At 74.4% G+C, this 25080-nt stretch carries 28 protein-coding genes; 18 read left to right on the top strand and 10 right to left on the bottom strand.

Annotated elements, in window-relative coordinates:
• The first annotated feature begins 69 nt into the window (after window positions 1-69).
• Window positions 70-1569, top strand: coding sequence for a glutamate-cysteine ligase family protein (locus CP977_RS05865; protein ID WP_062758252.1), 1500 nt, complete (start codon window positions 70-72; stop codon window positions 1567-1569).
• A 108-nt stretch (window positions 1570-1677) separates the two neighbouring features.
• Window positions 1678-2460 carry a CPBP family intramembrane glutamic endopeptidase gene (locus CP977_RS05860; protein WP_062758250.1) on the top strand — a complete coding sequence of 261 codons (783 nt, stop codon included), beginning with the start codon at window positions 1678-1680 and terminating at the stop codon, window positions 2458-2460.
• A gap of 72 nt (window positions 2461-2532) precedes the next feature.
• On the opposite strand, the gene CP977_RS05855 is transcribed toward CP977_RS05860, so the two are convergent.
• Window positions 2533-3342: a PhzF family phenazine biosynthesis protein gene (locus CP977_RS05855; RefSeq protein WP_062758248.1), complete on the bottom strand. Its 810-nt coding sequence runs from the start codon at window positions 3340-3342 to the stop codon at window positions 2533-2535.
• A gap of 134 nt (window positions 3343-3476) precedes the next feature.
• Here CP977_RS05855 and CP977_RS05850 point away from each other — a divergent pair, with 134 nt between their 5' ends.
• Window positions 3477-3836, top strand: a complete 360-nt coding sequence (locus CP977_RS05850) for a hypothetical protein (protein WP_152369733.1) — start codon at window positions 3477-3479, stop codon at window positions 3834-3836.
• A gap of 79 nt (window positions 3837-3915) precedes the next feature.
• On the opposite strand, the gene CP977_RS05845 is transcribed toward CP977_RS05850, so the two are convergent.
• Together CP977_RS05845 and CP977_RS05840 are read right to left on the bottom strand one after the other, a co-directional pair.
• A complete protein-coding gene (locus CP977_RS05845) occupies window positions 3916-4977 on the bottom strand; it encodes a MerR family transcriptional regulator (RefSeq protein ID WP_109186615.1) in 1062 nt (353 codons plus the stop codon).
• 5 nt (window positions 4978-4982) lie between these two features.
• Window positions 4983-5660 (bottom strand): HEAT repeat domain-containing protein, encoded by a 678-nt coding sequence (locus CP977_RS05840; RefSeq protein WP_062758245.1) that lies wholly within the window; start codon window positions 5658-5660, stop codon window positions 4983-4985.
• Between the two features lie 95 nt (window positions 5661-5755).
• Here CP977_RS05840 and CP977_RS05835 point away from each other — a divergent pair, with 95 nt between their 5' ends.
• Window positions 5756-6190: a VOC family protein gene (locus CP977_RS05835; protein ID WP_062758244.1), complete on the top strand. Its 435-nt coding sequence runs from the start codon at window positions 5756-5758 to the stop codon at window positions 6188-6190.
• A 175-nt stretch (window positions 6191-6365) separates the two neighbouring features.
• Entirely contained in the window at window positions 6366-6992 is a 627-nt protein-coding gene (locus CP977_RS05830) for a PadR family transcriptional regulator (protein WP_079131424.1), read from the top strand.
• A 68-nt stretch (window positions 6993-7060) separates the two neighbouring features.
• Here the strand turns inward: CP977_RS05830 and CP977_RS05825 are convergent, their stop codons facing one another.
• Window positions 7061-7285 carry a hypothetical protein gene (locus CP977_RS05825; RefSeq protein ID WP_062758239.1) on the bottom strand — a complete coding sequence of 75 codons (225 nt, stop codon included), beginning with the start codon at window positions 7283-7285 and terminating at the stop codon, window positions 7061-7063.
• 196 nt (window positions 7286-7481) lie between these two features.
• On the opposite strand from CP977_RS05825, the gene CP977_RS05820 reads away from it, so the two are divergent.
• From CP977_RS05820 to CP977_RS05810, 3 genes are all read left to right on the top strand, one after another.
• The gene (locus tag CP977_RS05820; RefSeq protein WP_062758237.1) at window positions 7482-8123 is read left to right on the top strand and encodes a Clp protease N-terminal domain-containing protein; all 642 of its coding nucleotides are present in this window, start codon (window positions 7482-7484) and stop codon (window positions 8121-8123) included.
• Window positions 8124-8164: 41 nt separating this feature from the next.
• Complete coding sequence (locus CP977_RS05815; protein ID WP_152369732.1) at window positions 8165-9295, top strand: EamA family transporter; 1131 nt, start codon at window positions 8165-8167, stop codon at window positions 9293-9295.
• A 175-nt stretch (window positions 9296-9470) separates the two neighbouring features.
• Window positions 9471-10433, top strand: coding sequence for a DMT family transporter (locus CP977_RS05810; RefSeq protein WP_062758232.1), 963 nt, complete (start codon window positions 9471-9473; stop codon window positions 10431-10433).
• Between the two features lie 108 nt (window positions 10434-10541).
• On the opposite strand, the gene CP977_RS05805 is transcribed toward CP977_RS05810, so the two are convergent.
• Complete coding sequence (locus CP977_RS05805) at window positions 10542-11261, bottom strand: pyridoxamine 5'-phosphate oxidase family protein (protein WP_152369731.1); 720 nt, start codon at window positions 11259-11261, stop codon at window positions 10542-10544.
• Between the two features lie 35 nt (window positions 11262-11296).
• Here CP977_RS05805 and CP977_RS05800 point away from each other — a divergent pair, with 35 nt between their 5' ends.
• A complete protein-coding gene (locus tag CP977_RS05800; protein ID WP_152369730.1) occupies window positions 11297-12631 on the top strand; it encodes an aminotransferase class I/II-fold pyridoxal phosphate-dependent enzyme in 1335 nt (444 codons plus the stop codon).
• Window positions 12632-12692: 61 nt separating this feature from the next.
• On the opposite strand, the gene CP977_RS05795 is transcribed toward CP977_RS05800, so the two are convergent.
• A complete protein-coding gene (locus CP977_RS05795) occupies window positions 12693-13727 on the bottom strand; it encodes a DMT family transporter (RefSeq protein ID WP_167308990.1) in 1035 nt (344 codons plus the stop codon).
• Between the two features lie 75 nt (window positions 13728-13802).
• On the opposite strand from CP977_RS05795, the gene CP977_RS05790 reads away from it, so the two are divergent.
• From CP977_RS05790 to lepB, 3 genes are all read left to right on the top strand, one after another.
• Window positions 13803-14705 carry a LysR family transcriptional regulator gene (locus tag CP977_RS05790; RefSeq protein WP_109186609.1) on the top strand — a complete coding sequence of 301 codons (903 nt, stop codon included), beginning with the start codon at window positions 13803-13805 and terminating at the stop codon, window positions 14703-14705.
• A gap of 134 nt (window positions 14706-14839) precedes the next feature.
• Window positions 14840-15883: an AraC family transcriptional regulator gene (locus CP977_RS05785; RefSeq protein ID WP_062758223.1), complete on the top strand. Its 1044-nt coding sequence runs from the start codon at window positions 14840-14842 to the stop codon at window positions 15881-15883.
• A 179-nt stretch (window positions 15884-16062) separates the two neighbouring features.
• A complete protein-coding gene (gene lepB, locus CP977_RS05780; RefSeq protein WP_152369729.1) occupies window positions 16063-16671 on the top strand; it encodes a signal peptidase I in 609 nt (202 codons plus the stop codon).
• Between the two features lie 5 nt (window positions 16672-16676).
• Here the strand turns inward: lepB and CP977_RS05775 are convergent, their stop codons facing one another.
• Complete coding sequence (locus CP977_RS05775) at window positions 16677-17291, bottom strand: TetR/AcrR family transcriptional regulator (RefSeq protein WP_062758219.1); 615 nt, start codon at window positions 17289-17291, stop codon at window positions 16677-16679.
• Window positions 17292-17479: 188 nt separating this feature from the next.
• Here CP977_RS05775 and CP977_RS05770 point away from each other — a divergent pair, with 188 nt between their 5' ends.
• The 6 genes from CP977_RS05770 to CP977_RS05745 all read left to right on the top strand — a co-directional run bounded on the left by CP977_RS05770 (window position 17480) and on the right by CP977_RS05745 (window position 21346).
• Window positions 17480-18160 carry a DUF6230 family protein gene (locus CP977_RS05770; RefSeq protein ID WP_062758216.1) on the top strand — a complete coding sequence of 227 codons (681 nt, stop codon included), beginning with the start codon at window positions 17480-17482 and terminating at the stop codon, window positions 18158-18160.
• A 145-nt stretch (window positions 18161-18305) separates the two neighbouring features.
• Window positions 18306-18842, top strand: a complete 537-nt coding sequence (locus CP977_RS05765) for a DUF6114 domain-containing protein (protein WP_152369728.1) — start codon at window positions 18306-18308, stop codon at window positions 18840-18842.
• Complete coding sequence (locus tag CP977_RS05760) at window positions 18839-19624, top strand: DUF6230 family protein (protein WP_062758214.1); 786 nt, start codon at window positions 18839-18841, stop codon at window positions 19622-19624. The genes CP977_RS05765 and CP977_RS05760 overlap by 4 nt, the downstream gene beginning before the upstream one ends.
• Window positions 19618-20004 (top strand): DUF6114 domain-containing protein, encoded by a 387-nt coding sequence (locus CP977_RS05755; protein ID WP_062758212.1) that lies wholly within the window; start codon window positions 19618-19620, stop codon window positions 20002-20004. The genes CP977_RS05760 and CP977_RS05755 overlap by 7 nt, the downstream gene beginning before the upstream one ends.
• Window positions 20005-20060: 56 nt before the next feature.
• The gene (locus CP977_RS05750; protein WP_229991800.1) at window positions 20061-20642 is read left to right on the top strand and encodes a hypothetical protein; all 582 of its coding nucleotides are present in this window, start codon (window positions 20061-20063) and stop codon (window positions 20640-20642) included.
• Window positions 20639-21346, top strand: a complete 708-nt coding sequence (locus tag CP977_RS05745) for a DUF6230 family protein (RefSeq protein WP_062758208.1) — start codon at window positions 20639-20641, stop codon at window positions 21344-21346. Before CP977_RS05750 ends, CP977_RS05745 begins: the two co-directional genes overlap by 4 nt.
• Window positions 21347-21405: 59 nt before the next feature.
• On the opposite strand, the gene CP977_RS05740 is transcribed toward CP977_RS05745, so the two are convergent.
• From CP977_RS05740 to CP977_RS05730, 3 genes are all read right to left on the bottom strand, one after another.
• Window positions 21406-22164 carry an anti-sigma factor gene (locus tag CP977_RS05740; protein WP_109186606.1) on the bottom strand — a complete coding sequence of 253 codons (759 nt, stop codon included), beginning with the start codon at window positions 22162-22164 and terminating at the stop codon, window positions 21406-21408.
• Window positions 22164-22754 (bottom strand): sigma-70 family RNA polymerase sigma factor, encoded by a 591-nt coding sequence (locus CP977_RS05735; protein ID WP_030222020.1) that lies wholly within the window; start codon window positions 22752-22754, stop codon window positions 22164-22166. Before CP977_RS05735 ends, CP977_RS05740 begins: the two co-directional genes overlap by 1 nt.
• Window positions 22755-22837: 83 nt before the next feature.
• Window positions 22838-24970: an MMPL family transporter gene (locus tag CP977_RS05730; protein ID WP_152369727.1), complete on the bottom strand. Its 2133-nt coding sequence runs from the start codon at window positions 24968-24970 to the stop codon at window positions 22838-22840.
• Window positions 24971-25080: the final 110 nt, after the last annotated feature.

Genomic DNA, 25080 nt, shown 5'->3' with positions numbered 1-25080 from the left:
AGAGGTGGGCATCATGGTCCGTGACGCGCGGCCGCCCTGACGGCCGCCCACCCGGGGAAGGACGCTTCGATGGGCGAGAAGGTCGTGGCCGACGGGTTCGGCCCGTCCGACCGGCAGCAGTACCGGAGGAAACTCCAGCAATGCCTGGCGGGGCTCGCGAGGCTCCTGGCGGAGAAGAGGTTCGACCGCCCGCGCAATCTCATGGGCGTGGAGATCGAGCTCAATCTCGCCGGCGCGGACGGTCTGCCCCGCATGCTGAACGGACCGGTTCTCGAAAAGATCGCGAGCCCCGATTTCCAGACGGAACTCGGAATGTTCAACCTCGAAGTGAACATCGCCCCCCACCAGCTGGAGGGGCACGTATTCGACCGCCTCGCGGAGGAGATCGGAACCGGAATCGGGTACGCCGACCGCAAGGCGGCGGAGCTCGACGCGGGCGTCGTCATGATCGGCGTACTGCCCACCCTCGAACAGCACGACCTGGTCCCCGAGAACCTGTCGGACAACGACCGCTACGCCCTCCTCAACGACCAGATACTGGCCGCGCGGGGCGAGGACTTCATCCTCGACATCCACGGCGTCGAACGCCTCCAATGCACCTCGGAGTCGATCGTCCCCGAGGCCGCCTGCACCTCGGTCCAGCTCCACCTCCAGGTGACCCCGGCCCGGTTCGCCGCCGTCTGGAACGCGGCGCAGGCCGTCTCCGGGGTGCAGATCGCCCTCGGCGCCAACGCCCCCTTCGTCTTCGGTCACGAGCTGTGGCGGGAGTCCCGCCCGCCGCTCTTCCAGCAGGCCACCGACACCCGGCCGCCCGAGCTCCAGTCCCAGGGGGTGCGGCCGCGCACCTGGTTCGGGGAGCGCTGGATCGACTCGGCGTACGACCTCTTCGAGGAGAACCTGCGCTACTTCCCCGCCCTCCTCCCCCTCCAGGACGAGGAGGACCCGCTGCTCGTCCTCGACCGGGGCGGGGTCCCGCGCCTCCAGGAGCTCGTCCTGCACAACGGCACGGTCTACCGCTGGAACCGGCCGGTGTACGGCCTGGTCGACGGCGTCCCGCACCTGCGCGTCGAGAACCGGGTCCTGCCGGCGGGGCCGACCGTGACGGACGTGATCGCGAACGCCGCCTTCTACTACGGCCTGGTGCGCGCGCTCGCCGACGAGCCGAGGCCCGTGTGGAAGCGGCTGGCCTTCGAGGACGCCGAGGCCAACTTCGACACGGCCTGTCGCCACGGCATCGAGGCGGAGCTGCGCTGGCCCCGGCCGGGGCGCGCGGGCGGCGTCGCCACCCTGCCGGCCGTACGGCTCGTCCTGGACGAGCTGCTGCCGCTCGCCGCGGCCGGGCTCGACGCCTGGCACGTCGAGCCCGCCGACCGGGACCGCTACCTCGGGGTGATCGAGCAGCGCTGCCGGCGGCGGGTGAACGGAGCCTCCTGGCAGGTGGACACCTTCCACCGGGCCCTGGAGGCGGGCCTGGACCGGAAGACGGCGCTCGCGGCGATGACGCGCCGGTACCGGACGCTGATGCGGGAGGGGGAGCCGGTCCACACCTGGCCGGTGGGGATCCACTGACACCCGCTTCCCGGTCCCCGCGCCCCTCCCGGGCGGTTCATGGGCGATCATGTCCGGACGGTTCGGGTCGTTCGGAAAGCGGGGACAGGCGTGGTGTCGGAGCAACGCGTGAGAGACGCTTCCCCGCCCCCCGGGGGCCTGCCGCGCACGGTGCTGCGCTCCGAGACGCTCATCGTGCTCGCCCTCTCGCTCGGGGCGAGCGCGGTGTCGGCCCTCATCAGCTTCGTCGGCTCGCTGACCAAGCCCGGGGCGCTGAAGGAGCAGGCGGCGACGCTCAACGGCTCGTACGCCCCCGGGCGGCCGTGGCTCGACCTGTCCTGGCAGCTCTTCGGCATCGCCACGGCCCTGGTGCCGGTCGTCCTCGTCGCCCACCTGCTGCTGCGCGAGGGCGCCGGGATGCGGGCCATCGGCTTCGACCGCACCCGCCCGTGGCCCGACCTCGGGCGCGGGGCGCTGGTCGCGGCGGGGATCGGCAGCGCCGGGCTCGCCTTCTACCTGGCGGCGCGGGCGACCGGGTTCAACCTGACGGTGGTGCCCGAGTCGCTGCCGGACGTGTGGTGGAAGTACCCGGTCCTCATCCTGTCGGCGATCCAGAACTCCGTCGTGGAGGAGGTCATCGTCGTCGGCTACCTGCTGCGCAGACTGGGGCAGTTGGGGTGGACGCCGATGGCGGCGCTCGTGGCCAGCTCGGTGCTGCGCGGCTCGTACCACCTCTACCAGGGCGTCGGCGGCTTCATCGGCAACGTGGTGATGGGCGTGGTCTTCGTCCTGCTGTACCGCCGCTGGGGCCGGGTCGGGCCGCTGGTCGTGGCGCACGCGCTGCTCGACATCGTGGCCTTCGTCGGGTACGGGCTGCTCGCCGGGAAGGTGGGGTGGCTGCCGACCGTGTGACGGGCGGTCGTCCACGGTGAAGGGGCGTACGGGATCCTCCGTACGCCCCTTCACCGTTCTCGCGGACGGGTGTCAGGCGTGCAGCTCGCCCTCGACGACCGTGACGGCACGGCCGCCGAGGAGGGTGCGGTCGCCGCGCAGGCGGGTGCGGACGAGGCCGGTGCGGGCGCCGCCCTGGAGGCCGGTGAGGTCGTCGCGGCCGAACCGGGCCGACCAGTAGGGGGCGAGCGCGGTGTGGGCGCTCCCGGTCACCGGGTCCTCGTCGATGCCGACGGCCGGGAAGAAGCCGCGCGAGACGAAGTCGTAGCCGCCGTCCGGGCGTTCGGCGGCGGCGGTCGCGATGGTCCCGCGCGAGGACATGGTCTTCAGGGCGGCGAAGTCCGGGGCGAGGGAGCGGACGGCGGTCTCGTCGCGCAGTTCGACGAGGAGGTCCCCGATGTGGGCCCCGGTGTCGTGGACGGCGACGATCTCGGCGCCGAGCGCCTTCTCCAGGCCGTCCGGGACCGCGACGGGGGTGAGGGGCGAGGTCGGGAAGTCCATGGTGATCGTGCCGTCGGCCTCGGCGGTGGCGCCGAGGACGCCGCAGCGGGCCGCGAAGCGGACGGTGCCGGTCGCGGCGCCGGTGGTGTGCAGGACGTGGGCGGTGGCCAGGGTGGCGTGGCCGCACATGTCGACCTCGGTGGTCGGCGTGAACCAGCGCAGGGCCCAGTCCGCCTCGCCGCCGGCCGGCAGCGGGTGGGCGAAGGCGGTCTCGGAGAGGTTGACCTCGGCGGCGACGCTCTGGAGCCAGGCGTCCTCGGGGAAGGAGTCGAGGAGGAGGACCCCCGCGGGGTTGCCGGAGAAGGGCCGATCGGTGAAGGCGTCGACGATTCGGATGCGCATGGCGCCGACGGTACTGGGGGCGGTTTTCCGGCGGCCAAGGCCAATCGCGGAGAACTGGACCGGCCGCTTTGCGCGTCGTCGGACGTGGAATCGGACGTGGAAGGTGTCGCCGTGCGCGGACTCGGGGGGCTTCGATGATGTTCGGGTACGCGGACGACTGGTGGGTCCTGTTCCTCTATCCGGTGCTGCTGTGGGTGCCGTTCGGGCCCTTCCTGATGGGGGCCGCGGGGGCGTGGTGCGCGGCCCGGCCCGGGTGGCGGCCGCGCCTGTGGTCGGTACTGCTCCCGCTGGTGCCGGTGGGGGTCTCCGCGGCCGTGATGGTCCTGCCCCTGGACCAGGAGAAGCGCACCGAGGACCTCGTCGGCTACGCCACCGTCCACATCGGCGGCATCACGCTGCTGCCCTGGCTCCTCGGGTACGGGACCACCCGCCTGGTCCGGGCCGCGCGGGCGCGCCGGGAACGCCGCCGAGGGTCCGGCGGCGGGGGTTCGTGACGGTGCCGTCTGCGCCGCCGGGTTCGGGGCGCCCGGCGGCACCCCGGTACGCGCGCCCGGCATCCGGTGCCGGGGCGCGTCAGCGGCCGGCGCGCAGTTCGAGGACGTACCTCGCGGTGAGGGCGACGGCGGGGTCCTCGTCGTGGGACAGGGCCTCGAGGGCGCGGGACGCCGTGGGGCCGGGGATGTCCGCGAGGGCCTGGGTCAGGCGGCGGCGCGCGGGCGTTCCGGTGGTGGCGTGGGAGAGGCGGTCGACCAGGGCGCCGGCGATCCGGTCCGCGAGTACGGGGTCGTCCGCGAGGGCGCTCAGGGTGTCGGCCGCGTCGACGTCGTTCGTCCCCACCGCTCCCTCCGCCCCCTCTGTCCCCTCCGTCTCGTCCGTTCTGCCCGTCTCCCCGACGACCATGTCGACCAGGACCGGGACCGTGTCGGCCGCTCCCCGCGCCCCGAGTGCCACGGCCGCGTGCCGGCGGACCGTGGCGTCGGGGTGCGCGAGGGCGTCCCGCAGGAGTGCGGTCGTCGCCTCGTCGTCCGGCAGCTCGGCGAGGGACCGCACGGCACGTTCCCGCACCTCGGCCGTGGGGGAGTCCAGGCCCTCCGCCAGGAGTGCCGGAGCGTCCCCGTCCGTTCGCGCCAGGGCCCAGCGGAGGGCCCCGGCGACGTTCGGGTCCGACTCGTCCAGTACGGCCTCGACCAGGGCCTCCACCGGCAGGGAGGTCTCCTCGGAGGTGGACAGGGCCGCGCGCTGGCGCGCGTCCGCGTCGTTCGACCCCAGCGCCTGGAGGAGCGCGACGGTCCGGAGGACGTCCTCCCAGCCGGCGGGTCCCGCCGCGTCGATCCGGCGGAGCCGCGTGAGCAGTTCCGTCTCCGCCGCGATGCGTTCCCGGGTCCGGCGGGCGAGGTCGGCGACGAGCTCGGCGGGCGCGAAGCCGGGATCGTCGAGGGCGCGCCCGACCTCGCGCAGCGAGAGGCCCAGCGACCGCAGGCTCTCGATGTGGAAGATCCGCCGGATGTCCTCGTCGGAGTACTCCCGGTAGCCCGAGCCGGTGCGGCCCGTCGGGCGCACCAGGCCGAGCGACTCGTAGTGCCGGAGCATGCGGGCGCTGACCCCGGACCGCCGGGCCACGTCACCGATCAACACGCCTGTCACTCCTCCTGGCCGGCCACGCCGAGGGCCACGACGCGCTTCGCCTCCTCGACCGCGCACTCGAATCCGGCGTCCGGGTCGCGCCGCAGCCGCTCCGTGGCGATCGCGTGCGCCCGCACCTCGGGGCCGGGGTCCGTCGCCGCCGCGGCGAGGACCGGCACCGCCGCCTCCCCGAGCGCGATCAGCGCCCGGCTGAGGCTCAGCCGCGTCTCGCGTCCGCCGCGCCCGAGCTGTGTCGCCAACCCTACGGCCAGCCCGTGCTCCTCACCCTCGGGCACGAGCACGACCGCCGCCCGCCAGGCGCTCCGGGCCACCTCGTCGTCGGCGTCGGACAGCAGTGCCGGGGTGATCACCGGCCACGCCCGCCGGTCCCCGATCTTGGACAGGGTGTGCAGGGCCTGGCTCCGGGCCTGCGCGCTCTCCGAGCGGACCTCGGGGAGGAGCCTCGGGACCGTCACCGACGGCGGGTGGCGGGTGAGCGCCCACGTCAGCATCTCCCGTACGGAGAAGTCGGGTTCGACCGCGCACCGTTCGACCAGTTCGTCCACGGACCCCCGGTCCGGGGCCGAGCCGACCGCCAGGGCCGCCCGCAGCCGGACCGACGGGTCGTCGCTCCCCAGCGCTCCCAGAGCCCCCGGAACCCGTACGGTCTCGTCCTCTTCCTTCGGCATGGTCATCGGGACCACCTCCTCGGCGCCAGTGAAGGGCTTGACACCGTGACAAGGTCAAATAGGGGTTTCTGGCGGGCGGCACGCGCCCCTAGGGTGTGCGGATGCCGACGATCAAGAAGTTCCAGGTCACCTTCGACTGTGCCGATCCCGAACGCCTCGCCCGTTTCTGGTGCGAGGTGCTGGGCTACGTCGTGTCGCCGGTGCCGGAGGGTTTCGACACGTGGGAGGAGTACCACCGCTCGCTGCCGCCCGGGCGCGAGGTGAAGTGGTTCTCCTGCGTCGATCCCTCGGGCGAGGGCCCGCGGCTGCTCTTCCAGCGCGTCCCCGAGGGCAAGGTCGTCAAGAACCGGGTGCACCTCGACGTACGGGCCGGCACCGGGCTCGTGGGCGAGGAGCGGCTCACCACGCTCCAGGCCGAGTGCGCCCGGCTGGTCGAGCTCGGCGCGGTCCATCTGTACACGCTGTTCGCCGACGAGGAGAACGAGTCCTGCATCGCGATGCAGGACATCGAGGGCAACGAGTTCTGTCTGGACTGAGGTCCGTGAGGGTGTCCCGGCCGGGGCACCCTCTATTTTCTTTTCCCTTTCTATCGAACTGGTGTTCGGTATCCGTCCATCGCCCTCTCGACTTCTTGCCTACCGAACAGTTCCGATATATCGTTGACGCATCGCGATGGTTCGCAGAAGGAATCCCGATGGAAGGAGCGTTGCGATGCGTTCACATGGACACGAGTACGGAAACGGACACGGAGCCGGTCGTGGAGGCCGTGGCCCCGGAGGCCGGGGAGACTTCGAGGGGCGGCGTGCCGCGTTCGGACCCTTCGGGCCCGGGTTCGGCGGCGGGCCGTTCGGCGGAGGCCCCTTCGGGGGGCGGGGGCGCGGCGGAGGCGGCCGGGGACGGGCGCGGCGCGGTGACGTGCGGGCCTCGATCCTGGCGCTCCTGAAGGACCGCCCGATGCACGGTTACGAGATGATCCGCGAGATCGGCGAGCGCAGCGACGGGGCCTGGAAGCCCAGTCCCGGCTCCGTCTACCCCACCCTCCAGCTCCTGGAGGACGAGGGGCTGATCATCAGCGCGAGCGAGGGCGGCAAGAAGCTGTTCACGCTCACCGACTCCGGGCGCGCCGAGGCCGAGAACGGTCCCGAGGCCCCCTGGGAGGAGGCCGGGCGCGGAGTCGACTGGGACGCCGTGAACGAGATCCGGCAGGCCGGCTTCGGCCTGATGGAGGCGTTCGGGCAGGTCTGGAAGACCGGCAGCCCCGAGCAGCGGGAGAAGGCGGTCGCCGTGATCAACGAGGCGCGCAAGAAGCTGTACCTGATCCTGGCCGACGAGCACTGAGGCAGGAGGAAAAAAGGGAAGGGGCCCGCGGCAGTCGCCGCGGGCCCCTTCCCCCGTTTCCCGGGCGCTCAGGACCTGTGGACCGTCAGCTCCGCCGTGGTCGGGCCCGCCCCGTCGCCGATCCACCAGATCTCCGCCGCGTCGAAGCTGTCGGAGGCGCGCGGCGCCCCGTCCTCCTCGTGGCAGTGGAACGCGGCCCAGAACAGATCGGCCGGCAGCGCCTCCCGGGGCGCGTACACCCGGTACACGTACTGCCGCCCGTCGAGCGCGAGCAGACCCACCATCCAGAACACGTTCGGAAGACGAGCGGAGAGGGGGTCGTGGTTGCAGAAGGGGCGCGAAGCAAGGCGGCGCGCGCCTCTCGGGGGCGACACGCGCAATCTCCTTCGCAAGGAGGAGGAATCGCGCGTCCGTGCCCGACTCCGGTGGGATGCGGACATGCTTCTCTCCGGTGATGTTCCGGCCGCCGGAGCCTGATGAGGTGGGAGCGTGCACAGTCCCGTCCCGCGCCCCCCGTCGTTCCGGCAGTCCGTCGCCCCGCGCGCGGAGCTCGCCCCCTTCCTGACGCCCCCGCTCGCGGCGGCCGTCTCGGGCGCGCGCCGCAGGGCCCTCCGGGACGGGGACCGTCAGATCGACACCGCGCACCTGCTGCACTCGCTCGTCGAGTCCGACCCCGAGGCCGCCGCCGTGTTCGAGAGCGGCGACCGGCTCGCCCGCGTCCTCGGCTACCTCGTCCAGCGGTCCATCGGCTACGGCCTGCGCTGGCAGCGCTCCGTCGAGGAGTCCGCGGCCCGGCGCATGCTGCCCGCGACGCGCGGGGTCGAGTCCCGCGAAGTACGGGCCCCCGGCTGGTCGCCGGCCGCGGCCGGCGCCCTGGAGGGCGCCCTCCGGCGGGCCGCCGGACGCGGCGAACCGCAGGCCCGGGGCGTCGACCTGCTCGCCGCCGTCGCCGCCGACCCCGAGAGCCGGGCCGTCGAGGTGCTGCGCCGCGCCGGGATCGACCCGGCCGCCCTGGCCGCCCGCGCCGACCTCGCCGCCACCCCGCGCGAGGCCCTCGACGGCGTCGGCGGCCCCGCTCCCGACGGTGCCTCGGGCGGCACCCGCCGCGAGGGACCGTCTCAACAGGTGTAACGGGGGTTACACCCCTGACGGCGCCCTGTCATGATGACCCCATGCACGCGTCTCAGGGGAGAAGCGCCGGCCTGGGACTCGCCCTGGCCTCGGCCTTCGCATTCGGTGGTTCGGGAGTGGCGGCCAAGCCGCTCATCGAGGCGGGACTCGACTCGCTCCACGTCGTCTGGCTCCGGGTCGCCGGCGCCGCGCTCCTCATGCTCCCGGTGGCCTGGCGCCACCGGGACCTCCTGCGCCGCGAACCCGCCCTCCTCGTGGGCTTCGGCCTCCTCGCCGTCGCCGGCGTCCAGGCCTTCTACTTCGCCTCGATCTCCCGCATCCCCGTCGGCGTCGCCCTCCTCATCGAGTACCTCGCCCCGGCCCTCGTCCTCGGCTGGGTCCGCTTCGTCCAGCGCCGGCCCGTCACCCGCGCCGCCGCCTTCGGCGTCGTCCTCGCCGTCGGCGGCCTCGCGTGCGTCGTCCAGGTCTGGTCCGGGCTGGGCTTCGACCTCCTCGGCCTCCTCCTGGCGCTCGCCGCCGCCTGCTGCCAGGTCGGCTACTTCGTCCTCTCCGACCAGGGCGCCGACGGTGACGGAGGGGCCGAGCGGCCCGATCCGGTCGGCGTCATCGCGTACGGACTCCTCATCGGCGCGCTCGTCCTGACCGTCGTGGCCCGGCCCTGGGGCATGGACTGGGCGGTCCTCGGGGGCCACGCCGCCATGGACGGCACCGCTGTGCCCGCCTGGCTGCTGCTCGGCTGGATCGTGCTGATCGCCACCGTCTTCGCCTACACCACCGGCGTCATCTCGGTACGCCGGCTCTCCCCACAGGTGGCGGGCGTCGTGGCCTGCCTGGAGGCCGTCATCGCGACCGTCCTGGCCTGGGTCCTGCTCGGCGAGCACCTGGGCGCGCCGCAGATCGTCGGCGGCGCGGTGGTCCTCGTCGGCGCCTTCATCGCCCAGTCCTCGACGCCGAAGGCGCCGTCGGCCGGGCCCGTGGCCGGCGGGACGGGGGACGTGGGCGCGCTCACGGCCGGGACCGGGGCCGAGGCCGAGGGCGGTGCCGAAACCGGGGCCGGGATCGGGAGTGGTACCAGGTCTGGGGACGGTGCCGGGGCCGGGAGCGGTACCGGGTCCGGGGACGGCGCGGCCGGTCAAGAGGCCGGGTTGTCCGCCGGGCGGACCGCCCCGTAGGGTGCCGATCATGCATGCGACCGTGCTTCCGCCTCCCGCCGCCTAGCGCGCGCGGAGACCTTTCCCGACGAAGACCGGGCCCGGGTGGCGATCCCTCGCCGCCGGGCGGTTCGTCGCTGCCCGCGCGCGGAGTCGAGCGACCACCTTTCCCTCCCGTCTTCCACGGAGAAGTCACGTGTCGAACTCCTCGGGATCCGCCCTGTCCGTCGGGCGGAGCCTCTTCTATCTGATCGTCGCCGGGATCGCCTGGGGCACGGCCGGTGCCGCCGCCTCGCTGATCTTCCGCGTCAGCGACATGGGCCCCCTCGCCCTCTCCTTCTGGCGCTGTCTCGGCGGCCTGGTCCTGCTGCTCGGCGCCCTCGCCCTGCGGCCCCGCCGCGCGGCCGCCCCCGCCACGGGGGAGCCGCGCCGCCGGAGGGCGGTCCGCATCCTCGGCACCGGCGTCGGGCTCACCGTCTTCCAGAGCGCGTACTTCGCCGCCGTCGAGGCCACGGGCCTGGCCGTCGGCACCGTCGTCACCCTGGGCGCCGGCCCCGTCCTCATCGCCCTCGGCGCCCGCCTCACCATGGGCGAGCGCCTGGGCCGGGGCGGGACCTTCGCCGTCGTCGGCGCGCTCGCCGGGCTCGTCGTCCTCGTCCTGGGCGGCGGCGACGCCGAGGTGCGGCCGGTCGGCGTCGCCCTCGCGGTCGTCTCGGCGGCCGGATACGCGGCGATCACCCTGCTCACCCGCCGGCTCGGCCGCGCCGGCGGCGGCGCGGACGCCCTGGCGACGACCGCCTGGGCCTTCGCGATCGGGGCGGTCGGACTGCTGCCCGCGGCGCTCGCGGAAGGGCTCGTCCCGCACACCGACGCGCCGGTGGGCGTGCTGCTCCTCCTCGTGTACGTGGCGGCGGTGCCGACCGCGCTCGCGTACGCCCTCTACTTCGCCGGAGCGGCGGTCGTCCGGGCCGCCACCGTCTCCGTGATCATGCTCCTGGAGCCGGTGAGCGCCGCCCTGATCGCGGTCTCGCTCCTCGGCGAGCGGCTCACCGCCGCGATCGTGCTCGGCACGCTGCTGCTCCTCGCGGCCGTCACGGGCCTCGCCTTCGCGGAGACGCGGACGGCGGTCGGGCGGGGGCGGGAGGCCGTGACGGTGTAGGCCGATCCGACCGGGAGGCCCGGGTGTCGGCCGGTCGCGAGGCGGCACGGCCGACGGGCCCGGCCTCCCGGTCGGATCGGCGTGCTTCCTGCGCCCCTCCGCCCGCCGTCAGAGCGCGGCGAGGTAGGCGGGCAGGGGGACGGACGGGTCGAGGTCGTCCGCCGGGACCGGGGTGCCGTAGCCGCCGCGCAGGGGGACGACGCCGGTCCAGTGGGGGAGGGCGGCGTCCTCGGGGTCGTCGTTGGGGCCGCCGGTGCGGACCTTCGCGGAGACCTCGTCGAGGTCGAGGCGGATCACGGCGGTGGCGGCGAGCTCCTTGGCGTTCGCGGGGCGCGAGTCGGCGGAGCGGCCGGGGACGACGTGGTCCACGAGGGCGTCGAGGGCGGTCCGCAGCTCCTCGGGGTCGGTGACCCGGTGGGCGGTGCCGTGGACGACGACCGAGCGGTAGTTGAGGGAGTGGTGGAACGCGGAGCGGGCCAGTACGAGGCCGTCGACGTGGGTCACGGTCAGGCAGACCGGCAGGCCCGGGGCCTTCGTGCCGTCGCCGGTCGCGCGCAGCGGACGCGAGCCGGTGGAGCCGTGGAGGTAGAGGCGCTCGCCGACCCGGCCGAAGAGGGTGGGGAGCACGACCGGCACGCCGTCGCGGACGAAGCCGAGGTGGCAGACGTAGGCCTCGTCCAGGATCGAGTGGACCAGTTCCCGGTCGTACGAGGCGCGCTCCCGCGAGCGGGTGGGCACGGTCCGGGCGGTCGGCGTGTAGGCGGCGGGCCGCGCCGGCACCGGTGAGGGGATGTCGGAGGACGGAAGGTCTTCGGCGGGGGCGCTCATTGCGTACTCCATTGCACTAGTGCATACTTGTGTTTGTGCTAGGAGAGTATAGGATCGAAGGTCGCCGCGCATCGGAGATTGCCGCCAGCGTCGAACGGGGGGTTGGAGCCGGCGCGCTCGCGCCCAGTCAACTTCTGCCTCCCATGAGGGAATTGGCGGCCACCCTGGGCGTGAACCCCAACACCGTCGCCGCCGCCTACCGCATCCTGCGCGAGCGCGGGGTCATCGAGACGGACGGGCGGCGCGGCAGCCGGGTGCGGCCCCGCCCCGCCACGACCGCGCGCGGCTCGATCCGGGTCGAGGCGCCCGCCGGAGTACGGGACGTCAGCAACGGCAACCCCGACCCCGCCCTCCTCCCGCCCCTCGGCGACGCCCTCGCCGAGGTCGCCCGGCGGTACGCCGAGCGGCCCGGGATGTACGGAGAGGCCCCGGTGGACGAGGAGTTCGGGCGGCTCGCCCGCGCCGCCTTCGACGCGGACGGCGTGCCGGACGGGCCCGTCGGCGTGGCCTCGGGCTCCCTCGACGCCATCGAGCGCGTCCTCGCCGTCCACCTCAGGCCCGGCGACGCCGTCGCCGTCGAGGACCCGGGCTGGGGCAGCCTCCTCGACCTGGTGCCCGCGCTCGGCCTGCGGCCCGTGCCGGTCGCCGTGGACGACGAGGGGCCGCTCCCCGAGGAGGTCGAGCGGGCGGCCCGGCGGGACGGGGCGCGGGCGGTGATCGTCACCGACCGGGCGCAGAACCCGACCGGCGCCTGCGTCACGGCGGACCGGGCCCGGGAGCTGCGGCGGGTCCTCGCCGCGCACCCCGGCGTCCTGCTCGTCGAGGACGACCACGGGCACGGCATCGTCGCACAGCCGCTCCAGCCCCTGGCCGGGGTCACCGATCACTGGGTCCTCGTCCGCTCGGTCGCCAAGGCCTACGGCCCCGACCTGCGGATCGCCGCCTTCACCGGGGACGCCGAGACCGTCGACCGGGTCCTCGGGCGGCAGCGGCTCGGCCCCGGCTGGGTCAGCCGGCTGCTCCAGCGGACCGTCGCACACCTCTGGGCCTCGGGGGCGGTGGACCCGGCCGTCGTCGCCCGCTCGTACGGCGAGCGGCGCGACGGACTCGTCCGCGCCCTCGCCCGGCGCGGCGTCACGGCGTACGGGCGCTCCGGCATGAACGTGTGGGTGCCGGTCGCCGACGAGACGGGCGCGGTCGCGCGGCTCCTCGCGGCGGGCTGGGCGGTGGCCCCCGGCGCCCGGTTCCGGATGGACACCGGGCCCGCCGTCCGGCTCACCGTCTCCGGCCTGTCCGTCCCGGACGTCGAGCCCCTGGCCGACGCCGTCGCCGGGGCGGCGGGGCCCGCGCCGGCGCGGAGTTACGGGTAGGGGGCCGTCCGTGAACCGGGGCGTCCGTGCCCCCGGGGCGTCCCCCCGGGAGCGCGGACGCTCAGGAGCAGGACGCGGACTCCCGGGGCGCCGGGGCCGGTTCCCGCGCTTCGGGGAGCGGAGCCGTACGGCGACGGGAGGAGCGGGTCTGGGTGAGGGCCGCGCCCGCCAGGACCACGACGGCCCCCACCGGGGTGTTCCAGCCGAGCCGCTCGCCCAGGAGCGTGACGCCCGCCGCCGTGGCGATCACCGGGATGAAGTACGTGACCATGGAGGCCGTCGTCGGGCCGACCTCCGCGACGATGCCGTACTGGAGGAGCATCGCGTACCCCGTGCCGAGCGCGCCGAGCGCGACCACGGCGAGCAGCGGCAGGAGCTCCACCGAATCCGGCATCGAGGTGAACAACGGGGTGACCACGGCCAGTTGCAGCGTCGCCAGGCCCACCTGGGAGCCGGCGAGCGAGAGGTTCGACGCGCCGGTGCCGGCCAGCGTCCGGCGGACGTAGATCCAGCCCACCGCGTAGCTGAACGAGGCGAGGAGGGCGAGCGCGGTGCCGGTCGCGTCGAGGCCGGAGAAGCCCTGCCAGGCCCCGAGCACGGTCAGTACGCCGACGAAGCCGATGCCCAGGCCGGCCGCGCGGACCCGGGTCGGGCGGTCCTCGGAGAGCGCGACGAGGGAGAGCAGCATGCCCCACAGCGGGGTCGTCGCGTTGCAGATGCCCGCCAGGGTCGAGGGGATCGTCAGCTCCGCGTACGCGAAGAGGGAGAACGGCAGCGCGTTGAGGAGGAAGGCCGCGACCGTCAGATGCCCCCAGACGCGGGCGCCGCGCGGCAGCCGGTCCCGCTTCACGACCAGGGCGACGGCGAGCACCGCCGTACCGAACAGGAGCCGTCCGAAGGTGACCTGGAAGGGCGCGAAGCCCTCCGTGCCGACCTTGATGAGGAGGAAGCTGAAGCCCCAGATGAGGGCCAGCGCGCCGAACCGGACGCGCCAGTCGAGCAGCCGGGAGGCGGGCCGGGGCGGCCCGGCGGACGTCGTGGCGGACGTCGCGGCAGAGGGAGCGGGAGGGACGGGGGGCGGGGCTGCGGGGCTCATGGCACTCAGGGTGACCGGAACCGACCGCTTAGGACAAGTGAGACTTCCTCGACCCCTTCCCTTAGCATTCCTTACATGTTGAACCTGGAGCGCCTCCGCACCCTCGACGCCGTCGCCCGCCACGGCTCCGTCAGCGGCGCGGCCGACGGGCTGCACGTCACGACCTCCGCCGTCTCCCAGCAGCTCTCCAAGCTGGAGCGCGAGGTCGGGCAGCGGCTGCTCGCCAGGAACGGGCGGGGCGTGCGCCTCACCGACGCCGGCATGCTCCTCGCCGAGCACGCCGCCCGGATCCTCTCCCAGGTCCAGATGGCCCAGGCCGACATCGAGGCCCAGCGGGGCCGGGTCGTGGGCGAGGTGCGGCTCGCCGGCTTCCCCACGGCGGCCCGCGGGCTCTTCCCCGGCGCGCTCGCCGCCCTGCGCGCCGACCACCCCGAACTCCGGGTCCGCACCACGGAGCTGGAGCCGGAGCCGGGGGTGCGCGCGGTGCTGCGCGGCGACGCCGACCTCGCGATCGTCCTGGACTGGAGCAACAAGCGGGCGCCCGTCCCCGGCGGCCTGGAGCGCGCCCACCTCTTCGACGACACCGCCGACGTGGCCCTGCCCGCCGCGCACCCGCTGGCCGGACGCGAGGCGGTGGACCTGGTCGACTTCGCCGACGAGGAGTGGGTGTCCTGGCCGGAGGGCGAGTTCTGCCACGACTGGCTGATGTTCACCCTGCGCTCGCAGGGCATCGAGCCGCGCATCGGCCACCTCGCGGGCGAGCACCACACCCAGCTCGCGCTCGTCGCGGCCGGTCTCGGCGTCTGCGTGACCCCCCGGCTCGGCCGCCCGGTGCCGGAGGGCGTCGCCTTCGTGCCCGTGCGCCAGAAGATGCGGCGGCACATCTACGCCACCTGGCGCGCCGACGCGGGCCGCCGCCCCTCGGTGCGGGCGGTCGTCGGGGCGCTGCGGGCGGTGGCCGGGCCGCTGGACTGCTGAGGAGCGGCCTTCCGGGAAAAACCGAAGCGCCTTACAGTTCTCAGTAGAATGTCCGAACCTGGACATCCTGCAAGGGAAGTGTCCAGCCCCGGGTGATCCCGGGGCGCGACGCGGCCGGAACGGAGGCGACGCGCATGCCGACACGGTCGGTCAGCTCCCACCACGTACGGGCCGCGCTGCTCGGTGCCGAGCGGCGCGGGGTGGCCGCCGGGCCGCTCCTCGCCCGGGCCGGACTGCCCTCCGCGCTCCTGGAGGAGCCCCGGGCCCGGGTCCCCGCCGAGCAGTTCGGGCAGCTCGTCAGGACGCTGTGGGCCACCCTGGACGACGAGCTGATCGGCTTCGGCGGCGCGCCCAGCAAGGTCGGCACCTTCGCGATGATGGCCCACGTCGTGGTCCACGGCAGCCGGGACCTGCGCGAGGCCCTGCGACGCGCCCAGACCTTCTACTCCCTCTTCCCGGCCGGGCCGCGCTTCCGGCTCGTGGAACCCGTACCGGGCGAGGAGACCTCCGGCGAGGCGGTGGCCGACGAGGCCCGGCTGGAGTTCGACGTCTCCGACTACGATGACCCCCTCCACTTCGGCGCCGAGTCCACCGTCCTCGTCGCCCACCGCTTCGCCGGCTGGCTGATCCGGCGCAGGATCGGCCTGCGCCGGGTCGAGTTCGTCCACCCCGAGCCCCGGCACGCGCGGGAGTACGACCTCCTGTTCGGCGCGCCCTGCGTCTTCGGCGCCGGGCGGACGGCCGCCGTCTTCGACCGGGCCGACCTCGACGAACCCGTCCTCCGCGACGGGGCCGCGCTCAAGGTCTTCCTGCGCCGCGCCCCCGTCGACGTGCTCGTCTCCGCCGACTACGGCAGTACGGTCACCGGCCGGGTGCGGCACCTGATCGGGCGCGCCCTGCCCGCCGGGCCCGTGCCGACGCCCGAGCAGCTCGCCGTCCGGCTCTCCGTCAGCCCGCAGACCCTGCGCCGCCGGCTCGCCGCCGAGGGGACGACGTACCAGCGCCTCCGCGACCAGGTGCGGCGCGACCACGCCCTCGCCGAGCTGGCCGGCGGCCGGGTCTCCATCGAGCGGCTCTCCCGGCAGCTCGGCTTCTCCGAACCCAGCGCGTTCCACCGGGCGTTCCGGCGCTGGACGGGCGAGACGCCCCGGGCGTACCGGGGGAGGGGGCGGGGGTAGCCCCGCGCCGGCTGCCGGGCCCGCGGCTCGTACCGTTCCTCCGGGCCCGCTCGGTCCGTCCGGTCAACAACCCTGAGCGGTACGGTCACGGCCGAAGGCCGCCGTCCGGCCTACCGTCCCGCCATGACCGAAACCGACCGGTCCGGTGGCGTGCGGCCCCCGGACCCCACCCGACGCCGATGAGCGCGCGCCGGGCGGCCGGCGCCGTCCTCGGGGCCGGAGTCCTGCTCTGCCTCCTCGCGGGCGTGGCCGTCACCGCCCTCGGCATCCGGGTCGACGGCACCAGCATGGCCCCCACCCTCCACCAGGGCGACCGCGTCCTCGCCGCCCCCGGCTCCGCCGGGGAGGCGCGCCGGTTCGACGTGGTGCTGCTGCGGGCCACGAACAAGGACACCCTCATGGTCAAGCGGGTGATCGGACTCCCCGGCGACCGGGTCGCGATCGTCTCCACGCCGGACGAGCCCTTCCGCGTGCTGCTCCAGAAGGGCGGCGAGGGGCCCCTCTACCGGGTGGCGGCGCCCCAGTGGGCCGCGCAGGCCCACCGTACGGGCGCCTGCTGCACCCCGGAGGGCAGCCGTTCGGCGCGGGCGGCGCTGCGGACCGTGCCCGAGGGCTCGTTCTTCTACCTGGGCGACAACCCCGACCTGTCGGACGACTCGCGGGCGTACGGCTGGGGCGAGATCGACCGGATCGAGGGGAGGGTCGGCGTGCGCGCCTACCCCGTCTCCACGTCCCCGGGCCTCGGCAACCGGCCCGTCCTGGAGGAGTACCGGGGGCCGGGTCCCTGAGGCGGCTACCGCCCCGGGCCCGGCGGGAGCCGTTCGCGGCCCGTGCTCAGGGCGACCCGGACCACCGTGTCCGCGATGCGCCGGGCCGACTCCTCGGGGGAGGCCGTGGCCTGCACGATGTGACTCGCGGTCAGTCGCACCGCCGCGTCCACGGCCAGTTCGCGCGCCACCGGATCGACGGTGGGCCAGGCCTCCGTGACGTACGCGTCGGCCATGGACGTGGCCGTGGCGAACGCCGCCGCCGACCGGGTCGTCAGATAGGGGAGCAGTCCGTCCTCGCCGGTGCTCGTCAGCATGGCCCGGATCAGCGGGTTCCGGCCGGCCAGCGTGAGCGTGAAGCCGACGGCGGCCTCGACGGCCGCGCGCAGGTCGTCCCGGTGCGCGTCCAGGCCCGCCTGGATGCCGACGAGGCAGCGCTCCAGCTCGCGCTGGAAGAGGGCCTCGCCGACCGCTTCCTTGGAGGGGAACTCCGAGTACAGGGTCTGCCGGCTGACGCCGACCGCGCCGGCCAGGTGCGCCATGCGCAGCTTGTCGAAGCCGCGGTCCGCGACCGCCTCGTACGCGGCGTCGAGCAGGCGCTCGCGCAGCAGTGTCCGGACCGTCTCCCTGAACCGTGGCATCGGCCAAGCCTAGTCCAGAGGAATTCTCCCCAGGATTGTCCGAAGTGTTGACACTCAATGAGAGAGTGTCCAATTCTCGAACATGCAGCCGCAAAGTGTCACCCGTCTCCGACCATCCGGCCGAGGACGCACGGCTGTGTTCACATCCCCACCCGCACGGCACGTGCGGGACGACGGTTGGAGAGCACATGCAGGAAGAGATCAGAGGGGTCACCCGCTGGCGCAGATCGGCGTTCCTGGCCCTGCCGGCCACCGTGGCGATCGGTGCCATGGCCACGGCGATGGTCCAGGGCGCCCTCGCCGCGAACCTCTCGCTGACGAGCGTCCCCTTCACCCTCAGCTCCAAGACGGTGGCCGCGCCCCAGGGCATCGGCGCGGTCATGCACACCGTCGACGCGGGCGGGCCGAAGGGCGCCGCCGAGGTGGGCCTCGCCAAGGCGGGCCTCGACGGCATCTGCGTCCACGCCGTCCAGTCGGTCGACCTCCCGGTGATCGGCAACCTCGGCACCTGGTCGCTCAACATCTCCTCGCCGGCCGCCGCGACCCCGCTCACCAGCGACCAGCTCGTCGCCGGCGCCGGGCTCCAGGCGAACAAGCTGGTCCTGGACGCCCAGGCGCTCAAGGCGTCGACGGCCACCCTGCACGCCGCCGACGGCAGCCCGAACGTCATCGGCGCCGCCGCCGACAGCGAGGGGATCAAGAGCACCGGCATCACCGACGGCACCCCGGGTCAGTTCGGTCTGGACGCCACCGGCGGCCGGACGGACATCAAGAACCTCAACGCCGACGCCAACGCCGCCACGATCTCCGGCGCGATCACCCTGCCCGACCTGGCGATCGGCATCGCCCACGGCGACAAGGGCTGCTGAGCCGTACGGCCCCGGCGCACCGCCGCCACCCGGCCGGGGTCCCGAGCCTTCCGGAGCCATACGGGCCTCCCGGAGGGCGCGGGGCCCCGCCCCGGCACCCCGCCCCCTCTCCCGCCCCTCCCCGACCCGCCGCTGCGAGGCCTCCATGAGCACCGATCCGCCGACCGACCCGCCCGAGCCGACCCGGCCGACAGAGGGGACCTCGTCCCCCGAGGGGACCGCCTCTCCCGAGAGGACCGTGGCGCGCGGCGCCCGCGCGGCGTTCCGCCGCTGGCGCCGCACCCGGCCCTTCTGGGCGGCCGTCTGGACCGGGATCGGCGGCTTCGTCATCTTCTTCCTGCCGATGGCCCCCCTCGGCAAGATCCTCCAGGTCGGCGTCGGCGGGATCGCGGGCATGGCGGGCGGGATCGTCCTCATGGCGATGGCCCTGCTCATCCTCCTGCTGCCGAGCCAGCGCCACACCGCCGGCGTCCTCGCGGTCATCGCGGGCGTCGCCTCCTTCCCGCTGTCGAACCTCGGCGGCCTCTTCGTCGGCATGTTCCTCTCGGTCCTCGGCGGCTCCATGGCCTTCGCCTGGCTCCCCGAGAAGCCCGCCAAGCGGACCCGCGGCCTCCTCCGCCGCGACCGGGCGGCTGCCGAAGCCCCCGTACCCCCCGTGTCCGTTGGGAGCGGAACCGCATGAACCACCTCTTCTCCGGCGCCCGCGGGCTCGGCAAGTCCTTCACCCGGATGCGCACGGCCGGCGCCCGCGCCGCCGCCGACTGGAACACCCGGATGCTGGCCGAGGCCGCCGACGACACCCGCCGCGGCACCCGCTGGGGACGCGGCGCCCTCGCCCTCGTCCCCTCCGCCCTGGCCATCGGCGCCCTCGGCACGGCGCTCGCCCAGGGGGCGCTCGCCGCCAACTTCAGCGTCACCGGGGAGCCCTTCACCCTGACCTCCAACGGCGTCCAGGGCAGCGGCTTCGGCGCCATCGTCAACACCCCGGCCGTCGGGCGCCCCGACGGCACCACGACCACCAACACCGCCATGGCGCGCGTCGGCTTCGCCAGCGCCGGGCTCGCCGGACTGTGCGGCATCGTCCACCAGAAGATCGCCGGCGTCCCGTACTCGCTGCTCCTGACCGGCGGTCAGAAGGTGACGGCCACCCCGCCCGGGACCTTCACCACCGACATCGACGCCTCGAACCTCTACATCCAGGCCACCGAACTCCAGGCGTACGGACCCACCACCCTCCAGAACGCGGTGCTCGGCCAGTCCGCCGACCAGGTCACCGTCGCCGGCAAGCCCCTCACGGGCGCGCTGCCCGGCGGCTTCGGACTCGGCTCGGCGGGCGGCGAGGGCGGCAGCTCCATCAAGCTGCACGGCCTCAACGCCACCGCGTACGACGCCGAGATGGCGGGCGCGCTCGTCCTGCCCGACCTGAAGATCAAGGTCGTCCCCGGAACGGCCACGACGTGCTGAGCCGGGTGAGGGCCGCGTGGGCGTGGTTCCGGGCCTTCCGCCGCACCCGCCCCTTCTGGGGCGGGGTGTGGCTGGTCGCCGGGGGCTGGACCGTCCTCAAGTTCTCCCTCAGCTCGCTCCAGCTGATCGTGAGCACCGGCTTCGGGGGGATCGCCGGCTACCTCGTCGGCGGCGGGATGATCCTGTGCGGCCTCATCCCGATGGCGCTGCCCGCCCAGCGGTACACCTTCGGGCTCATCGGTGCGGTCCTCGCCGTCGTCTCGCTGGTCGTCTCCAACCTGGGCGGCTTCCTGCTCGGCATGGTCCTCGGCGTCCTCGGCGGCTCCATGATGGTGGGCTGGGGAGTCAAACGCCCGCGCCGCAGGGCGGTGGAAGGGTGACGGCCGGGGCGCGCGGGACGCGCGGAAGGGGCGCCGCGCGGCGGAAGTCGCTCGCCGTGAGCACCGCCCTGGTGCTCGCCGTCGCCACCGCCGTCTGGTCGGGACAGCCGGGCAGCGCCTCGGGGGCGCCCGCCGCGGTCCAGCCCCTCGGCGTCCCCTTCCTGCCCTCCCCGGACCCGCTGCGCGTCACCATCGACAGCATGGTCGCCGTCTCGCTGACCGTCGACAAGAACGTCACCATCCGGCTCTCGGACGGCACGACCCGGGTCACCAACCAGTACACCTTCACCAAGCTCAAGATCCGCTCGCACATGAACGTGGTCCAGAAGGCGAACGGCCACACCGTCACCATCGACGTGCCCGACGAGGGTTCGCTCGGCGGCTACGACAGCGCGGGGAAGCCCGAGACGACGACGATGTGGGGGAACATCACCAACGTCTGCCTCCGCGTCCTCGTCAAGATCTGCGGGGTGCAGGGCCTCCTCGACTTCTTCGGCTCCATCATCCCGCTGACCGCAGGGGCCGAGGACTTCGCCGGGGACATCTACGCGATCCGGACCGTCGACGACCACGCGGCCCTCAACTCCACCGACAACCCCGTCCACCTCCCCGGAACCATCACGGTGACCTCCCCATGAGCCCCGAAAGCCGCAGCACCTCCGAGGAGGGCCGCACGCACTGGCGTCGGTCGCTCGCCGTCGCCGTGCCCGCGCTCCTCGCCGCCGGCGGCCTCGGCACCGCCATGGCGACCGGCGCCCTCGCCGTCGGCCTCCAGATCCAGGACCGGCCCGTCGACTTCACCACCAGCAGCCTGTACGGGACGCAGTACGGCGCCGCCGTCGTCGACCAGCCCGTCGTGCGGCCCGACGGCTCGACCGGCACCGTGCGGGTCCTCCGCATGGGTTTCGCGGACGGCATGATCAACGGCCTGTGCCTGAGCCAGAAGCAGCAGATCGGCGGAGCCACGTACACCCTGATGCTGGTCCTCGGCGACGACAACCCCGGCTCCTGGGAGATCAGGACCAAGAACACCGTCCTCGACCTGAGGAACGCCACCGGCGTCCTCGACATGGACGGCATCGTGGACCTCAACACCAACGGCGCCGACGTGAAGACCGTCAAGGACTCCTCCGGGGCGTACGTCGACAACCCGCTGAACAGCCCGCAGCACCGCTTCGGCATCCAGGCGCGCTACGCCAAGTTCGACCGGATCGTCGGCACCGCCCAGGACTTCCAGCTCCCGGGCCTGCTCACCACCCCCAAGCTCAAGCTGTCCGTGAAGCCCGGCACGGTCGCCTGCCCCACCCCGCCGGCGCCGACCGGAACGCCCGGGACGCCGTGAGGCGGGGGGCGGCTTGAGGCGCGGGGCGGCGATCGGGCCGCCGCCCCGCGCCCGCCGCCTCACGCCTCCGGCATCGCCATCGTCGCCACCGGGTCCGAGGTCGGGCGGGGCGAACCGCCCTCCGGTTCCACGGTGATGCCGATGCCGGCCGAGCGGTTCGCCGGCCCCTCCAGGAGGACCGCCGAGGTCGCCGCGCCCGGCGTCATCAGACCGGCGGGCCGCATCGTCCCGGAGTCGTCGTACCAGAGCTGGTAGACCTTCCCGGGCGGCGGCGCCGGCATCCCCGCCGCGGCGAACACCGCCCGGTCCAGGGACGGGGAGTGGACCAGGGTGCCCACCGCGCCGTCCGCGAGCCGGGCCGTGGAGACCCGGGCGTCGGGCGCGGCGAGGACGGCCGCGACGGCCTCCGCGCGCTCCTCCGCGACCGCCGCGCGCCGGTCCGCCTCCTCCGCGCGCCCGTACTGCCAGCCCGCGATCCCGCCGAGCGCCACCAGGCCGGCGACCGAGGCGGCGAGCGCCCAGCGGGGCAGCCGCCGCAGCCCCCGCGCACCGCCCGACGAGCGGCCGAAGGGACGAGTGGCGGGCGGGAGTTGACGGACGTCCGTGATCCGGCGCAGCACTTCGGCGCGCAGGGCCGGATCGACCGGCGCGGCGACGGCCAGGCCGAGGCGCGCGGTCGTCTCGGAGAGCTCGCGGACCTCGTGCGCGCACGGCCCGCACTGGGTCAGGTGCCGTTCGACCGCCTCCCGCTCCCCGTCCGTCTCCAGGGCGTCGAGGACGTAGGCACCGGTCAGGGTGTGCAGCTCGTCGGTGGTCATCACGCGGTCACCCCCAGGCAGTCGCGGAGCCGGATGAGCCCGTCGCGCATCCGGGTCTTCACGGTCCCCAGGGGGAGCGAGAGCAGCTCCGCGACCTCCCGGTAGGTCAGGCCGCGGTAGTAGGCGAGGGTGACGGACTGGCGCTGGCGTTCGGTGAGGCCGCGCAGGCAGCGCCGTACCCGCTCGCGGTCCAGCCGGCTCTCCACCTCCTCGGTCACCTCGTCGTACGCGGGGCTGTGGTCGAGCAGCGCGACCCGCCGGGCGCGGTCCGAGGCGGCCTGCTCGGAGCGCACCCGGTCCACGGCCCGGCGGTGGGCGAGGGTCAGCGCCCAGTTCAGGACGGAGCCCCGGTCCGGCCGGTAGCGGGCGGCGGAGCGCCAGAGGTCGACCATCACCTCCTGCGCCACCTCCTCGGACTGCGCGGGGTCGCGCAGCACCGAGCGGACCACGCCCAGGACGGGCCCCGAGACCCGGTCGAAGACGCCGGCGAAGGCCTCCTGGTCCCCGCGGGCCACCCGGTCCATCAGCTCGGGCAGCCCGTCGCCCCGGTCCGGGACCGGACCGCCTCCGACGCGTGCGTGCTCTCTCATCCGCCTGTGCCCTCCTGCGTGGCCTCGGGTGCGCTGCTCCTGAAGGGGTCTTCGGAGCGGGGGACCCGGGGGATTGGCCGGATCTACGACTTGTCCGGTGCGGCCGCCCCCTCCGCCGGGAGGCGGCTCAGCGCGCCCGGCCACCAGGCCTTCGGACCGAGGTCGCGTACCAGGGCCGGGACGAGGAGCGAGCGGACCACCAGGGTGTCGAGCAGCACGCCGAAGGCCACGATGAACGCGATCTGCACGAGGAACGCCAGCGGGATCACGCCGAGCGCGGCGAAGGTCGCCGCGAGCACCACGCCCGCCGAGGTGATCACGCCGCCGGTCGCGGTCAGGCCGATGCGGACGCCCTCGCGGACCCCGTGGCGCAGCGACTCCTCGCGGACCCGGGACATCAGGAAGATGTTGTAGTCGACCCCGAGCGCCACCAGGAACACGAAGCCGTACAGCGGCACCGAGGAGTCCGTGCCGGTGAAGCCGAGGACGTGCTCGAAGACGAGCGCCGAGACGCCCAGGGTGGCGGCGAAGTTGAGCGCCACCGTGGCGACCAGGAGCAGCGGCAGGACGAGGGAGCGCAGCAGCGCCACCAGGATCACCAGGATGATCGCCAGGACCACCGGGACGATGAGGGTACGGTCCCGGGCGGCGGTGCGCTGGGTGTCGTACTGCTGCGCCGTCGAGCCGCCCACCAGGGCGTCCGCCCCGGGGACCGCGTGCACGGCGGTACGGAGCCGGGCGATCGTCTCCCGTGCCGCGTCGCTGTCGGCGGCGTCGGCGAGGGTGGCGTCGATCCGGACCCGGCCGTCGACCACGAGCGGCTTCCCGGGGGCCGGGCGGCCCGTCGCGTCCACCGGGAACGCCGAGTCGACGCCCTCGACCTCCCGCGCGGCGGCGGCCACCCGGGTCGCCGCCCCGGCGTCGGCGACGATCACGGCGGGGTTGCCCGCGCCGCCGGGGAAGTGGCGGCCGAGGGTCTCCTGCGCGGCGACGGACGGCGCGTCGTTCACGAAGATCTCGTCGAGGGGGACGCCCCGGGAGTTCAGCATCGGCGCGAAGGCGGCGCAGGCCAGGAGGCCGGCGAGGGTGATCGCCCACACCTTGCGGGGCGCGCGGTCGACCACGGCGGCGATTCGGGTCCAGAGGGCCTGGCCGCCCCTGGGGGCCTCGGGCTCCGCACCCTCCGGAAGCGTCTTCGGGCGGGCCGGCCAGTACGCGGCGCGGCCCGTGAGGACCAGGGCCGCCGGAAGGAAGGTGAGCGCGCTCAGGACCGCGCAGACGATGCCGATGGCGCCGACCGGGCCCAGCGCCCGGTTGTTGGACAGGTCGCTCGCGAGCAGGGCGATCAGCGCGAGGGCGACGGTGGCGGCGCTGGCCACGATCGGCTCGACCGAGCGGCGCAGGGCCTTGCGCATGGCGGCGAACCGGTCGGCCCCCGGGGCGGTCAGCTCCTCCCGGTAGCGGGCGGCGAGCAGCAGCGCGTAGTCGGTCGCGGCGCCGATCACCAGGATGGACAGGATGCCCTGCACCTGGCCGTCCACCCTGACCAGGTCGGCGTCGGCGAGCACGTACACGATCGCGCAGGCCAGGCCGAGGGCGAACACCGCGCCCAAGATGATCATCAGGGGCAGCAGGACGCTGCGGTAGACGACGAGCAGGATCAGCAGCACCGTGACCAGGGCGACGCCGAGCAGGAGACCGTCGATGCCGGCGAAGGCGCCGGAGAGGTCGGCCTGGGTGGCGGCGGGGCCCGCGAGCCAGACGGTCGTCCCGGGCACCGGGGCGGCCGCCTTCCGTACTTCGTCGAGCGCGTCCGGCAGGGCGTCGCCGAGGTCGGGCCGGAGCGGGACGACGGCCCGCAGCGCCTTTCCGTCCTCGGAGGCCAGGGCGGGGGAGGGCGGTCCGGCGATCCCCGGGCGGCCGGAGAGCGCGGCGAGGGCCTTCGTCGCCCCGGCGGCCGAGCCGGGGTCCAGGGTCCCGCCGTCCTCGGCGGTCCACACCACGATCGCGGGCACGGACTCCGAGGTCCGGAAGGCCTTCTGCGCCTCGATGACCTTGGTGGACTCGGCGCTGCGGGGCAGGAAGGCCGCCTGGTCGTTGGTGGAGACCTCGCCGAGCCGGCCCGCGAAGGGGCCGAGGCCGCCGCCGACGGCGAGCCAGACGAGGAGGAGGGCCAGGGGGACGAGGAAGCGGGTCCGGCGGGAGGCGCGGGGCATCGGGTCTCCGAACTATGACTTGACCATTAACAATCTCAATGATTGAGAGAAGTGTGCACCATCCCGGGAAGGGCCGGACGACCGGGTACCCGGAACGGGCGATCGGATGC

Source organism: Streptomyces cinereoruber, from assembly GCF_009299385.1.
Taxonomy (GTDB): domain Bacteria; phylum Actinomycetota; class Actinomycetes; order Streptomycetales; family Streptomycetaceae; genus Streptomyces; species Streptomyces bikiniensis.
Note: the sequence above shows the minus strand (reverse complement) of the source record. Positions and strands in the feature narration are given on the sequence as shown.

Coding starts and splice junctions, on each gene's coding strand:
- CP977_RS05790 (WP_109186609.1), top strand. CDS start 13,803: ATGTTGAACCTGGAGCGCCTCCGCACCCTCGACGCCGTCGCCCGCCAC.
- CP977_RS05770 (WP_062758216.1), top strand. CDS start 17,480: ATGCAGGAAGAGATCAGAGGGGTCACCCGCTGGCGCAGATCGGCGTTC.
- CP977_RS05740 (WP_109186606.1), bottom strand. CDS start 22,164: ATGACCACCGACGAGCTGCACACCCTGACCGGTGCCTACGTCCTCGAC.
- CP977_RS05730 (WP_152369727.1), bottom strand. CDS start 24,970: ATGCCCCGCGCCTCCCGCCGGACCCGCTTCCTCGTCCCCCTGGCCCTC.
- CP977_RS05865 (WP_062758252.1), top strand. CDS start 70: ATGGGCGAGAAGGTCGTGGCCGACGGGTTCGGCCCGTCCGACCGGCAG.
- CP977_RS05775 (WP_062758219.1), bottom strand. CDS start 17,291: ATGCCACGGTTCAGGGAGACGGTCCGGACACTGCTGCGCGAGCGCCTG.
- CP977_RS05840 (WP_062758245.1), bottom strand. CDS start 5,660: ATGACCATGCCGAAGGAAGAGGACGAGACCGTACGGGTTCCGGGGGCT.
- CP977_RS05745 (WP_062758208.1), top strand. CDS start 20,639: ATGAGCCCCGAAAGCCGCAGCACCTCCGAGGAGGGCCGCACGCACTGG.
- CP977_RS05805 (WP_152369731.1), bottom strand. CDS start 11,261: ATGAGCGCCCCCGCCGAAGACCTTCCGTCCTCCGACATCCCCTCACCG.
- CP977_RS05830 (WP_079131424.1), top strand. CDS start 6,366: ATGCGTTCACATGGACACGAGTACGGAAACGGACACGGAGCCGGTCGT.
- CP977_RS05855 (WP_062758248.1), bottom strand. CDS start 3,342: ATGCGCATCCGAATCGTCGACGCCTTCACCGATCGGCCCTTCTCCGGC.
- CP977_RS05765 (WP_152369728.1), top strand. CDS start 18,306: ATGAGCACCGATCCGCCGACCGACCCGCCCGAGCCGACCCGGCCGACA.
- CP977_RS05760 (WP_062758214.1), top strand. CDS start 18,839: ATGAACCACCTCTTCTCCGGCGCCCGCGGGCTCGGCAAGTCCTTCACC.
- CP977_RS05835 (WP_062758244.1), top strand. CDS start 5,756: ATGCCGACGATCAAGAAGTTCCAGGTCACCTTCGACTGTGCCGATCCC.
- CP977_RS05735 (WP_030222020.1), bottom strand. CDS start 22,754: ATGAGAGAGCACGCACGCGTCGGAGGCGGTCCGGTCCCGGACCGGGGC.
- CP977_RS05785 (WP_062758223.1), top strand. CDS start 14,840: ATGCCGACACGGTCGGTCAGCTCCCACCACGTACGGGCCGCGCTGCTC.
- CP977_RS05795 (WP_167308990.1), bottom strand. CDS start 13,727: ATGAGCCCCGCAGCCCCGCCCCCCGTCCCTCCCGCTCCCTCTGCCGCG.
- lepB (WP_152369729.1), top strand. CDS start 16,063: ATGAGCGCGCGCCGGGCGGCCGGCGCCGTCCTCGGGGCCGGAGTCCTG.
- CP977_RS05850 (WP_152369733.1), top strand. CDS start 3,477: ATGATGTTCGGGTACGCGGACGACTGGTGGGTCCTGTTCCTCTATCCG.
- CP977_RS05815 (WP_152369732.1), top strand. CDS start 8,165: ATGCACGCGTCTCAGGGGAGAAGCGCCGGCCTGGGACTCGCCCTGGCC.